Source organism: Corynebacterium aquatimens, from assembly GCF_030408395.1.
Lineage (GTDB): Bacteria > Actinomycetota > Actinomycetes > Mycobacteriales > Mycobacteriaceae > Corynebacterium > Corynebacterium aquatimens.
On sequence record NZ_CP046980.1, the window covers coordinates 1814622 to 1826796 of the forward strand.

Here is a 12175-nt window from a genome sequence, read left to right on the forward strand (position 1 = left end):
CATAAGTAGTAACGTGACTACATTTTAGGACCAGTGCAGACATTCCGTCAATCGTCGTCGAAGTTCAGGTCCTCATCCAACTCCATGGACTTGATCGCGTCCGTCACCGTCCGCCCGCGCCGCTTCGGAGCAGCCGCCGTCCGTCCACCGATTTTCGCGCCCTTTGGTGAACTGCCCGCGCCGTATTCCTTCAGCATGAACGCGGGGCCGCCGTTGAGCTTTTCCACGTTCAACGGCGTCATTCGCCCCTGCCCCACCGTTTCAGCCAGAGCTGAGACAATCATGGTCATAAGTTCGTCACCACTTTCCTCGACGTCTTGGAAAAACTCCAGGAAAGTCGTCATGGTCTTGCCGCCGCGGGTGATGTGGGCGGCAAGGAGGCCGTCGATAAGCACGACGAGCGCTCCGGCCGAGCGTGTCGGGCCTGACTCGGGCCACGGCAACGCCGCGCCGTACGGGTTCGCCGGGTCGGTCGCGGCGAGGACGTAGACCTTCGGCTCGTTGGTGCCCGATGGCCAGCCAACCAGGTCGTCCGAATCCTGGTGCCCACGCAACCGGTCGATGGTCGCGGGCGTGGAAAACTGCGCGGCACCGAGTCCCTCGACGAGGTAGCCCCTCATAGCCTTTCCATTGGCTTCAAAACCTGAAAGAGTTTTATACGCCAACGCGAACCCGCCGAGGATGTCCTCGGCCACGACGCTGCCGCGGGTGACCACGCCGTAGCGGTCCAACAGCGATTCCCCCAGCGCCACGGAGCGGCGAGTCGGATCGGTGTCCGGCGTGGGCGTTGCCGCCCAGCGGCCGGTCATGTCCGGCGGGGTGAGGTTGGCGAATGTCGTGCGGCCGGAACGAATGCGGCTGCGCTGCGGGCGTCGCTTAGCACGATGCGCGGTTTTGCCGTGTTTGCCGCCCGCCAAGCGCGCGCGGATCGGGCCGAAGGAGTCTGGGGTAATCACACCGGCCTCAAAGAGGTCCCACACGGACTCGGCGAGCTCGGTGGTGGTTGCGCTCTGCGCGCCACCAACGGCGTTGAGTAGGTCCGTGAACAAGTACCCGCCGCCGCGGGAAATCGTGTCCTGGATCTGCTGTTGCGTCAGGCTCAACACAGGCGGCTCCGTCTGCGGGATGAGCTGAGCGGCGTAATCGGCGGGCAGGAGCATCACCCATGGATCCCGGGCGCCAGCTTTACCGGCGCCGACGATGGTCACTTCGCCGGAGCGGGTGAGCTCATCGAGCATCTCCGGCGAATAGTCCCCCACGCGAGATGGAAGGACCATTGATTCCCACGCGCTGGCGGGCAAGCGTACCCCAGCGAGCTGTTCCAGCACCGAGTACACACCATCCACCCCGCGCAGCGGCGCGACGTGCCCGATCGCGGCAACGTTCGACCATTGCGGCAAGAATCGCCCGAACGCCGACTGTGAGACCGGCCGGGTCTGCGCCCGCGCCGCCGCCAGCGAACGCGAGCGGATGATACGCAAGACCTCGGCGGCGACGTACTCGTCCTCCTCCACCCCCTGCCGGTAGCGCCCGGGAATGACTTTGTCCTTATCTATTAACGGTTGCAGCGCCGAATGGGCCGCACCGATCGCAAGACCGAACGCGTTCGCAAGATCGCGCAGCGTGAACGGCCCACGGGTACGCACCCAGCGGCTCACCAGCTGACTAAGGGCGTCTTCGACCGTGGCCACCTGGGCGGGGATGCCGGGCGGGATCGGCACCCCCAGGCCGTCGCGAAGCAATGGCGCATCCAGTGCTTGTGCGAGGTGCGGCCGCCCGCCGATTCTTACCTCCATGATGCGTTGTCCCAGCGATTGAACCAACGCATGTTGCGGAACAGAGGAATAGGTCTCCAACTCGTCGATGGGAATGGGGCCGACGATGCGCAGCGTGTCCGCGAACTGCTCCGACGTGTCGGCCTTGCCCACTCGTCGCAGGGAGGCGTCGACTTCGGCGATCACGTCGGCGTCTAGCAGTTCGCGCAGCTCCACCGTGCCCAGAAGCTTCGCCAGCAACGAGGGGTCGAGGCTTAAAGCCGCGGCGCGCTTTTCGGCCAGCGGGGTATCGCCTTCGTACATGAACGCGCCGGTGTAGTTGAACAGCAAACTTGATGCGAACGGACTCGGCTGCTCCGTGGTCACCTCGGCCACGCGAATGCGGCGCGTGGCCAGGTCGCGCATGACCTCTTGGAGCGCGGGCAGGTCGTAGACGTCCTGCAGGCACTCGCGCACCGTTTCCAAGATGATTGGGAAGGACGGGTACTTCCGCGCGACATCAAGAAGCTGCTCCGCCCGTTGACGCTGCTGCCACAGTGGGGCGCGCTTACCGGGGTTGCGGCGCGGGAGCAACAGCGCGCGGGCGGCGCACTCGCGGAAGCGGGAGGCGAACAGCGCGGAGTTGCCCACCTGCTCGGTGACGATGTCCGCGATCTCATCCGCGTCGAACAGGAACAAGGCCGCGTCCGGGTCACGCTCCCCCTGCGGCAGGCGGATCATGATGCCGTCATCACCGGCCACCGCCTGGGCATCCATGCCCGTGTCCTGCGCGATACGCCAGCCTGCCGCCAGCGCCCACGCCGCATTCACCGGCTTGCCAAAGGGCGTGTGCAGCACCACGCGCCAGTCCCCCAGCTCATCCGTGAAGCGCTCCAGCAGCAGCGTCTTCTCATCCGGCACTACTCCCGTCGCTTCCTCTTGTTCCTCGAGGAAGCGACGGAGATTCAGGCGAGCGAAGTCATCGAGGCTCGGGTCGATCGAGTCAGGGTCGCTTTTCGCTTGACGACGAAATTCACCGAGCGCTTTACCCAACTCATACGGCCTGCCCAGGGAATCACCCGACCAAAACGGCAGGCGCCCGGTGTGGCCCGGCGCGGGAGAGACCTGCACCTGGTCGCGGGTGATGTTCTCAATCCGCCAGCTCGATGCGCCGAGGGTGAACACATCGCCCACGCGGGACTCGTAGACCATCTCCTCATCCAGCTCACCGACGCGACGGGGCCCTCTTCCTTCTTGATCGGTCCCGATCAAGAAGACGCCGAACATGCCGCGGTCCGGGATGGTGCCCGCGTTGGAGACGGCCACGCGCTGGGCGCCGGGGCGGGCTTTGAGGGTGTTTCCCTCTAGGATGGCGCGGGGGCGCAGCTCGGCGAAGTCGGTGGAGGGGTAGATGCCGATGACCAGGTCGATGACGGCGTCGAAGACATCGCGGTTTAGGTCACGGTACGGCCAGGCGCGGGTGACGGTTGCGTACCAATCGTCCACGTCGAGGTCCTCCACCGCGATGGCGGCGACGGTCTGCTGGGCAAGCACATCGAGCGGGGACTTCGGGGTGTGCAGCTCCTCGATAAGCCCGGCTTTCATCCGCGGCACCGTCACCGCGGTCTGCACCAGATCGCTGCGGTGCTTGGGGTAAAAGGAGCCGTGGGACACCGCACCCACGGAGTGCCCGGCGCGGCCCACGCGCTGCAGGCCCGAGGCTACCGACGGCGGGGATTCCACTTGCACAACCAATTCCACCGCGCCCATGTCGATGCCGAGCTCCAGCGAGCTCGTCGAAACGACTGATTTGAGTGTTCCCTCTTTCAGCGCCTGCTCCGTGACCAGGCGCTCCTCCTTGGACACGGACCCGTGGTGGGCGCGGGCGATAACGGGCGCGGCCTTTCCGGCGACATCGGTCGCCTTCATCAGCTGCGCGGGTGGACGGCGTAATTCCGGGCTGAGCGAGTCCGGGTCGTGCTCCGCCGCCCAGATCTCGTTGAGGCGGCTGGTCAGGCGCTCGGCGGTCCGGCGCGCGTTCACGAACACAATCGTGGAGCGGTGCGCCATGATTTCGTCATACAGCTGCGCCTCAATGTGTGGCCAGATGGATGCATGTCCTGTGGACGGTGCTGGCGCTCCTCCCCCGACGGACAGGATGTCTTCAGCGATGTCGCCGGTGAGGGAGTCGAGCAACGGGTCAGGTCCGGTGGGCCCGGTGCCGCTGGTCTCAACGTCAACGATCGCTCCGCCAATCGTGGACCCTTCTTCGGGCACGGGCAGATCACTCATGTCCTCGACGGGGACGTGGACGTCGAGCTGCCAGCGCTTTTCGGCCGGCGGGTTGATGATGGTGGTTTTTTCACCCAGGAAGTTTGCGACGGCTTCTAAGGGTCGCACCGTTGCAGACAGTCCGATGCGTTGAAAGTCCCCGGCGAGCCGCCTCAACCTTTCCAGCGAAAGACTTAAGTGCACGCCGCGCTTGGTACCGGCCAGCGCGTGGATCTCATCAACGATGACGGTGTCCACGTCTTTGAGGATCGCCGCCGCCTTAGAGGTGAGCATGAGATAGAGGCTCTCCGGGGTGGTGATCAAGATGTCTGGGGGCTTGCGAATCTGGCGGGCGCGCTCCGATTGCGGAGTGTCGCCGGAGCGCACAGCCACGGAAATGTCCGGGACATCTTTACCCATGCGGGCTGCAACGCGGGAAATACCGGTCAGTGGGGCGCGCAGGTTGTTCTCCACGTCCACGCCGAGAGCTTTGAGCGGCGATATATAGAGGACCTTCACGCCAGGGCTTTTATCGGTGCCGCGCTTCGACCCGCCGTCGATAAGCGGGTTCAAGCTCAGCGCCTGCTGGCCTTCACGCTCCACGAGGGAATTGAGCGACCAGAGGAACGCCGCGAGCGTTTTACCGGAACCCGTGGGGGCCACGACCAGCGTGTTCTCCCCGTCCGCGATCGCGCCCCACGCTTCCGCCTGCACCGGGGTGGGCGCGGCGAAGACCTCTGAAAACCACGTTGCCACCTGCGGGCGGAAGCGGTCCAGAATCGATTCCGGTAGTACTGGCACGGATTTCACTCTAGCGGGCGGGGTTTTGGTGCAGAATTGCTGGAGTATTGGCGCGCTTCCGGGGGAACTTCCCACTTAACTTCCCACTACTTACCACTACTGGGGAGTTAAGTGGGAAGCTGGGTGGTAAGACTGCTATCGGATCAGCCTGTAGCGCTGACGGGGCGAGCGGGCAGGCTCTGTGGCTTCAACGGTTCCATCAGCAACTAGCTGGTTGATTGCACCCTGCACCGCCGATCTGCTCAAGCCGGTTTCCTGCGTGAGCTCAGTTCTTGACCACGACTCGCGCTCTTTGAAAAGGTGAACGAGCCTATCACGCGCAGTGACATGTCGCTCGGCGGGCGCAACTTTGCGCTTTCGAAACGTCACCGTGAAATCAGTAATCCGGTTGGTGAAGATCGGGGGCGGCATTAATGCTTCCTCGAGTGCCCTGTTAATTGTGGCAATACCGGAACCACGATTTTCCGCAACGGGACCGCCGTCCTCAAAAGTCAGATCTTCCAAGAACGTGGACAGCCGACGGTTTCGGCTTGAGCTCACCCCGGCTTCACCCAAGTTTTCTACCGTGACTCCACCGTAGAGACCACCAGGACTCATAATTTCTAGCCGGTCTACGAACATATTGATCTGCACTTGGCTCCCCAACGCGGTCGGTGAGTAATCGCGGTGCATGAGCGCGTTTACTAACGCCTCACGCACCGCGACCAACGGATAATCCGGAACATCGGTGCGGTAAACGTCCCCGATCATGCTTGCTGTCCGCATGTTCTTTGCCACGATGCCAACGCCCGCTTCCACCAGCTCGGGAATAGTACCCACGAACGTAGCGCTATCCAGTAGACGAAGCCCCTTGGTCACATCCCCTTTACCGGTTCCCGGGAAAAGGCCAAAGGTGACCGTCACTCGTGGGAAGAATTCTTGCGGGTAATCACCCATTGCCAGCAAGGCGGCAAGAGAAGGGTAATTGCCTTTCATGATCCCCAGCCGTTGCAACGCCTTATCTTCCCCGTCGGCGAAAGTTTTTGGACGACGCTTTCGCTGAAGAGCAAGAAACCCCTGCAAATCCTTATCCGCTAGATCATCCTTCGTGGCCTCGTTCACCGGACGCTCATCCCACGTGGGTTGAGCTTCTTCTTCCAAGAGACGGTCGATCTCATACTTACTCATCCGCCGGTCCCCATCCCCAGTGCGAATATACGAACCGTTGTAACGCCCCTGGTCTGTCACGTAACAGGGCTTGTCCTCTCGGGTAATCTCTCCAACTTCGGCCACCACCACCTGCGCACCGTCCACCGTGAGAATGTCGATTGTTGGCCGGACAGGCGGGGACAGTTCTTCACATCGTGAGGCCAGCGCGTCACGCGCACTTAAAGCATCGAAGCCCTTTACCGGAACAAACCCTTCTTCCTCACTTAAGCCGACTATTAGCACTCCACCCCCACTGTTAGAGAACGCGCTTAAAGTTTGGCGGATACCCTTACCGACACCGCTTTTAACCTCAACGGATTGCCCCTCTGCCCCAACGAGCCGTAACGCTCGAACCACGGCTGCGAACTCTTCAAGCGTCATCGCATTCTCACCCCTAATGCCTACTGAACAAGGATTTTAAGCAAGCTTACCACTTAACTTACCACTACTTACCACTACTGGGAAGTTAAGTGGGAAGCTGGGTGGTAAGTTAACCGGGGTTAACTGCGGTCCCCGGCGATGTGTCACCGCCCGGGGTAGGGTTGAGGGCATGACGGCAACGTATTCGGATTCCCGTTTGACCAACCTCATTGCACTCGGCACCGGTGAGATCCTGAAAGGGATTCGCGGCGTGGGCCTGCTCCGTGGGCGTGAGCTGGGTGAGGCTGGGGATGACCTGGCGCAGAACTGGATCGCGCGCGTGTTAGAACAGCACCGCCCGGAGGACGGGTTCTTGTCCGAAGAGGCCGTGGACAACCTCGAGCGTTTGGGCAAGTCCCGCGTGTGGGTGGTTGACCCGCTCGACGGCACGAAGGAATTTGCCACCGGCCGCCAGGACTGGGCCGTTCATGTTGCGCTGGTGGAAGACGGGGTTCCCACCCATGCGGCCGTGGGCCTGCCGGACTTGGGCGTCGTGTTCAAATCCTCTGATGTCCGCCACGTTGCCGGTCCCCTGTCACGCAAGATCGCGCTGAGCCACAACCGCCCGCCGGCGGTGGCGAAGTTCGTGGCTCAACAAATGGATTTTGAGGCCGTGGGGATTGGTTCCGCCGGCGCGAAAGCGATGCACGTGCTCCTCGGTGACTATGACGCCTACGTTCACGCGGGTGGGCAGTATGAGTGGGACCAGGCCGCTCCCGTTGGGGTTGCTCTCGCGGCAGGTTTGCACGCCTCGCGGCTTGACGGATCGGAACTGCGCTTCAACAACAAGGACACCTACATCCCGGATTTGCTCATCTGCCGCCCCGAGCTGGCTGATGAGATCCTGACTCACGCCGCTGCCTACCTCGAGCAGCACGGGTCCTATGACGCGTAGTACCTGTCGTCGATAAGCAAGCTGGCTCTGTGGCCGTGCGGACGCAACGCGCGCGGTAAGCTGGGGCCTCGTGAGCTCGATCCCCACCCCTTACGAAGACCTGCTGCGTGAGATTTTAGAAACCGGCACGCCAAAGTCGGACCGGACCGGCACCGGCACGATCAGCGTTTTTGGCAAGCAGCTGCGCTATAACCTTGAGGATTCTTTCCCACTGTTGACCACCAAAAAGGTCTATTTCAAAGGCGTGGTGGGTGAGCTGCTGTGGTTCCTGCGCGGGGATTCCAACGTGCACTGGCTGCAGGAGAACAACATCCGGATCTGGAATGAGTGGGCGGATGACAACGGGGAGTTGGGTCCGGTGTACGGAGTGCAGTGGCGTTCCTGGCCCACACCGGACGGGCACCATGTAGACCAGATCGCTGGCGCGTTGGAGTTGTTGCGCACTGACCCGTCGTCGAGACGCAATCTGGTGTCCGCGTGGAACGTGGCTGAGCTGGACAAGATGGCGCTCATGCCCTGCCACCTGCTGTTCCAGCTCTACGTCGCGGATGGGAAGCTGTCCATGCAGGTCTACCAGCGCAGCGCGGATATGTTCTTGGGCGTGCCGTTCAACATTGCCTCCTATTCCCTGCTGACCCACATGTTCGCGCAGCAAGCGGGCCTGGGCGTGGGCGAGTTGATCTGGACGGGCGGGGATTGCCACATATACAACGACCACGTCGAACAGGTCCGCGAGCAGCTCTCCCGCTCACCCCGCCCGTATCCGCAGCTGGAGCTGACCAAGGCCGAAACTCTCTTCGACTACGGCTTCGATGACATAGCCGTCACTGGTTACGACCCCCACCCCACAATTGCCGCGACGGTGTCGGTCTGATGCGCGCCCGCTCACCGCAACTCGGCGCCATCTGGGCCCAAAGCCTTGACCGCGTCATCGGCGATGGTCATGGCATGCCGTGGTACCTGCCGGAAGACCTCAAACACTTCAAAGAAACCACCCTTGGCCACCCCGTGATCATGGGCCGCCGCACGTGGGAATCCCTGCCCTTCCGGCCACTGCCCAGCCGCCCGAACCATGTCGTCTCCTCCCGCGAGCCCGGCGCGTGGTCCGACGGCGCGTACGTCTCCCCCGACCTGCCGGATATTGCCACCGACGCATGGATCATGGGCGGTGCGCAACTCTATGAAGCCACACTCGATGAGGTTTCGGTCATTGAGCTCACGCTTATCGACGGCTACCTTGCCAGCGCCCTCGGCCACCGGGCTGTTCGTGCGCCACGAATCGAGGCCGCCGATTTTGAACTGGTCTCTGATTCCGGCTGGCTCACCTCCGAGCGCGGGCACCTGATCCTGCCCGCAGTCGAAAGTGAACAGGCTCCCGGCGACCAGGCCGTTTCCGATCCCAGCGCCGCCCCAGGGCTGCGCTACAAGTTCCAACGCTACGCCCGCCGCCCGGAGTGACATCGTGGCCCGACAGATTTTCCGCCCGAACCAACAGCACACCGGCCACGTAAGCGCTAGTCCGCGCAATGCGGGCGACCGTGTCACGGATGCGTTCACGGCCCGCCAAAGGATCACGGAACCGGTTCAGGCCCAAAAAGCCTCCCAGTTTGAGCTCCACAACAGGCACTAGATCCGCTCCGCGGAGATCATTCAGGCCGTGCGCCAACATCGAAGGTGTTCTTAGTGGCCACGGCCAACGACGTGTCCACACTCCCGCCGGAACTTCTGCGCAAAGGGCGTCCGCCGGCCGGCGCGTGGTGCTCTAGCTCGCCCCTCCCCCGACTTCATCCCCAGGCCACACCACGAAAGGTGGGAGGGCGTTGGATCTGTGCCTTTGGGAAAATGGAGCTTTCAGTAAACTCCCTGACCAGTTGTAGCGGGTTCGTGGCTACACCCCGGTTACACCGGGTTCAGTCTCCGGTTACATTACAGAAGTCAATTATATGACGTGAGCAGGAGCGCTCCTTAGAACGGGAAGTCAGGAAATTCCGCTTCCGCCTCTTCCTGCCTCTCGGCAAGCTCCACGCTCCACCGTGAACGCTCGACAAGCTCGTCAAAGGTGAGCACCTCCGGTGACTTGCGGTTCGAGCAGAAACTTTCAAAGCTACGGAACTTCGAGCCCATTCGGTTGCCTTGGGCGCGGCACAAATCGCACATGGGCCGATCATCAGAAACGAGCGTGGTTCAGCTGTTTTTCGCAATTTTGCCGGAATCTCTGCAATCTCTGCTACTTCCACTGTCTCTTGAGCAGCACATACAGCTGCACCGCTACCCGGAACTTGACTAGTTCAGTATCCGCTGTATAGTTCAGTGCATGCTGACTATTGCTTCGCGTCTCGACGTGATGAACCGCCTGGGTCGTGCACTGGCCGACCCCACTCGATCCCGGATCATCTTGACCCTGCTCGACCATCCCGCTTACCCGGCGGAACTGGCTCGAGCTCTGGACCTGACACGCCCGAATGTGTCCAACCACCTGGCATGCTTGCGCGATTGTGGGATTGTCGTCTCCGAGCCCGAGGGGCGTCGGACGCGATACGAGATCGCCGATCCGCACCTGGCGCAGGCGCTGACGGCACTGGTCGATGCCACCTTGGCAGTAGACGAAGACGCCCCGTGCATCGATCCCGCCTGCTCGCTTCCCGGGTGCTACGCAGCTGGGGAGGGCGCGTAATGCTCACCACGGTCTTGCAGGCGATAGGCCTGTTCGCAGCTACCAACATCGACGACATCATCGTGCTCTCCCTCTTCTTCGCGCGAGGGGCAGGCCAGCGCGGCACCACCGCCCGTATTCTGGCCGGCCAGTACCTCGGATTTGCCGGCATCCTCGTCGCCGCGATCCTTGTGACCATCGGCGCCGGAGCATTTCTGCCCTCGGCAGCCATTCCATACTTTGGTCTCATCCCGCTGGGCATCGGCCTCTGGGCCGCATGGGAGGCCTGGCGCGGAGACGATGACGACGATGACGACGAGGCCAAGGTTTCCGGCAAGAAGGTCGGCGTAGGGACAGTCGCAGGCGTCACTTTTGCCAATGGCGGCGACAACATCGGTGTCTACACCCCTGTATTCCTTAGCGTGGAACCTCTCGCAGTGGTCGCCTACTGCGTTATCTTCCTCGCGCTCGTTGCGGTCTTGGTGGCCCTGGCAAAGTTCGTCGCCACCCGCCCCCCGATCGCGGAAGTGCTCGAACGCTTTGAGAACATCCTCTTTCCCGTCGTTCTCATCGGCCTCGGCATCGTGATCCTCGTCAGCGGCGGAGCCTTCGGGCTCTGACGTAGCGGCAGCGTTCCAAACGGCAGGGGTGCGATATCCTGAATCGCCGGCGAGCTCGGAATGAGTACGGAAACTCTTCCGCGGCTGGGTCCGCGCTCATCAACAATCCGGCGCGACAACCCGAGCAGGAACGACGTTTTAGAAGAGAAAAATGACCCCTCCGAACGAGCTGAGTGGGTCATTTTGCGTTTGCGGCCAGTTTTCTTTGGCCGGCGGGAGGTTTCGTGAATAACCTGAAGAGGTTTACTGAAAGCCCGGGCTTCAAATGGGGATTTCAGAAAACTCCCCCACCTGCACCAACCCCACACCTTTACACCCAGTGTTCCACGCACCACCCCAAAATGTTCCACGCCACCGCGCTCACCACGACTTTCACGCCCCCGCACCGGAAACCGCCTCGGCCACCGTTTCGTCAAACCGCAGCGACCCTCCCCTGCCCACCTTCCAACCGTTCGTGAAGGTACGCAAAAAGGCGGGCACCCTCAGTCCTGGAAGGTGTCACGGGGTTGAGCAAGCACATTAAAGAATCCTCACCTGTTTTCGAGGGGAGGCTTCTTTGCGCGTCGACGTTTGGGTTCTACAGGGCGAACTGCTCCGCGTCCGTTTCCGTCAGCTGAGCGATGTCCCACTCGCCGGTTAAGGAGAGTGTTTTGTGGAGGTCTTCCATCGTGACGCGGGGGTCCATATTCGCAATGCTTTCGCCACCACTGAGCACGCCTGTTTCTGGCTCATCGGAGCCTGGAATGATGTTGCCTACTACGAGCTGGATCGCGTCTTCTTCCCGGATGAGGAGGGGGACAATAACCGATTGGTGACCCTGGGCGAAGAACCGGTACGCAGCCTCGCGAACGTCCCCGACAGTGCGTGACCACTCGCAGGGGATCGCCGGCGTCGTTGGCGTCCAGCCGTGGTCCTGAGCGAGTTTCGTTCGAAACTCCTTGTCACGAACAATGATTTTTCGGAAAAGGGCACCGATTGCGGCGCGTAGCTGGATTTCGGCGCGAGCAAGGTCTTCGTCGGCCTGCACGAACCGGCGGGACAAGGTCGTCTTCGTGTTAGGTGGTTTCAGCAGTTCAGCGTTCATTACTTGTCCCTCCAATCGGTGTAATGCTGGCGGTAATCTTCTACCATCTCGCGGTAGCACTTATCGTACATGTCATTGATGAGTTCGATGCAGTCTTCTGTACATGTCTGCTCAGAGAACTGGTGATAGAAATGCTTTTCCTGCTCTCTCTGACTGCGGAAGAACTGGTGCCGGTGAATACTGTTTTCACAGCAGTCGATACGTGCTACATCAATCTCTTCACCGGTCCGATTAAGTTCATGGTGTTCCGCTAGGTAGTGATTGAACGCGAAATCCACGTAACGCCACGGTTGCTCCTGATAGGACATACGGACATTGAGCAACTGTCCATGCCCAAGGTCGTCTGGGTAATCAAACCCTACTTCGGCGTCTTCTGGAACCTTGTACACGAAGCCACTGGGGTCGTACATGTCCATGTCAGCGCTTCGATGGTTCCGGTTGCTCTTGGCGTTTAGCGTTCCCACGAATGCCATTCTTCCCGAGGCGTGA

The 12175-nt window shown here is 61.6% G+C and carries 10 protein-coding genes; 5 read left to right on the forward strand and 5 right to left on the reverse strand.

What is annotated here, in order from left to right:
- Nucleotides 1-47 precede the first annotated feature (47 nt).
- A complete protein-coding gene (locus tag CAQUA_RS08265; protein ID WP_196823710.1) occupies nt 48-4826 on the reverse strand; it encodes an Lhr family ATP-dependent helicase in 4779 nt (1592 codons plus the stop codon).
- Between the two features lie 135 nt (nt 4827-4961).
- Nucleotides 4962-6395, reverse strand: coding sequence for an ATP-binding protein (locus CAQUA_RS08270; protein ID WP_196823709.1), 1434 nt, complete (start codon nt 6393-6395; stop codon nt 4962-4964).
- 169 nt (nt 6396-6564) lie between these two features.
- On the opposite strand from CAQUA_RS08270, the gene CAQUA_RS08275 reads away from it, so the two are divergent.
- From CAQUA_RS08275 to CAQUA_RS08285, 3 genes are all read left to right on the forward strand, one after another.
- Nucleotides 6565-7329 carry a 3'(2'),5'-bisphosphate nucleotidase CysQ gene (locus CAQUA_RS08275; protein ID WP_196823708.1) on the forward strand — a complete coding sequence of 255 codons (765 nt, stop codon included), beginning with the start codon at nt 6565-6567 and terminating at the stop codon, nt 7327-7329.
- 70 nt (nt 7330-7399) lie between these two features.
- Complete coding sequence (locus tag CAQUA_RS08280) at nt 7400-8203, forward strand: thymidylate synthase (protein WP_196823707.1); 804 nt, start codon at nt 7400-7402, stop codon at nt 8201-8203.
- Complete coding sequence (locus tag CAQUA_RS08285) at nt 8203-8787, forward strand: dihydrofolate reductase (RefSeq protein WP_196823706.1); 585 nt, start codon at nt 8203-8205, stop codon at nt 8785-8787. The genes CAQUA_RS08280 and CAQUA_RS08285 overlap by 1 nt, the downstream gene beginning before the upstream one ends.
- Nucleotides 8788-9294: 507 nt before the next feature.
- Here the strand turns inward: CAQUA_RS08285 and CAQUA_RS08290 are convergent.
- Nucleotides 9295-9453, reverse strand: coding sequence for a hypothetical protein (locus CAQUA_RS08290; RefSeq protein WP_290178167.1), 159 nt, complete (start codon nt 9451-9453; stop codon nt 9295-9297).
- A gap of 190 nt (nt 9454-9643) precedes the next feature.
- Between CAQUA_RS08290 and cmtR the strand changes: the two genes are divergently transcribed.
- Both cmtR and CAQUA_RS08300 read left to right on the forward strand, forming a co-directional pair.
- The gene (gene cmtR / locus CAQUA_RS08295) at nt 9644-10003 is read left to right on the forward strand and encodes a Cd(II)/Pb(II)-sensing metalloregulatory transcriptional regulator CmtR (RefSeq protein WP_196823704.1); all 360 of its coding nucleotides are present in this window, start codon (nt 9644-9646) and stop codon (nt 10001-10003) included.
- Complete coding sequence (locus tag CAQUA_RS08300) at nt 10003-10602, forward strand: cadmium resistance transporter (protein WP_196823703.1); 600 nt, start codon at nt 10003-10005, stop codon at nt 10600-10602. Before cmtR ends, CAQUA_RS08300 begins: the two co-directional genes overlap by 1 nt.
- A gap of 577 nt (nt 10603-11179) precedes the next feature.
- On the opposite strand, the gene CAQUA_RS08305 is transcribed toward CAQUA_RS08300, so the two are convergent.
- A complete protein-coding gene (locus CAQUA_RS08305; protein ID WP_196823702.1) occupies nt 11180-11686 on the reverse strand; it encodes a hypothetical protein in 507 nt (168 codons plus the stop codon).
- The gene (locus CAQUA_RS08310) at nt 11686-12150 is read right to left on the reverse strand and encodes a hypothetical protein (protein ID WP_196823701.1); all 465 of its coding nucleotides are present in this window, start codon (nt 12148-12150) and stop codon (nt 11686-11688) included. The genes CAQUA_RS08305 and CAQUA_RS08310 overlap by 1 nt, the downstream gene beginning before the upstream one ends.
- Nucleotides 12151-12175: the final 25 nt, after the last annotated feature.

Bases quoted from the DNA above. Each gene is read 5' to 3' on its own strand.
- CAQUA_RS08270 (WP_196823709.1), bottom strand. From the start codon at position 6,395: ATGACGCTTGAAGAGTTCGCAGCCGTGGTTCGAGCGTTACGGCTCGTT.
- CAQUA_RS08275 (WP_196823708.1), top strand. From the start codon at position 6,565: ATGACGGCAACGTATTCGGATTCCCGTTTGACCAACCTCATTGCACTC.
- CAQUA_RS08285 (WP_196823706.1), top strand. From the start codon at position 8,203: ATGCGCGCCCGCTCACCGCAACTCGGCGCCATCTGGGCCCAAAGCCTT.
- CAQUA_RS08290 (WP_290178167.1), bottom strand. From the start codon at position 9,453: ATGGGCTCGAAGTTCCGTAGCTTTGAAAGTTTCTGCTCGAACCGCAAG.
- cmtR (WP_196823704.1), top strand. From the start codon at position 9,644: ATGCTGACTATTGCTTCGCGTCTCGACGTGATGAACCGCCTGGGTCGT.
- CAQUA_RS08300 (WP_196823703.1), top strand. From the start codon at position 10,003: ATGCTCACCACGGTCTTGCAGGCGATAGGCCTGTTCGCAGCTACCAAC.
- CAQUA_RS08305 (WP_196823702.1), bottom strand. From the start codon at position 11,686: ATGAACGCTGAACTGCTGAAACCACCTAACACGAAGACGACCTTGTCC.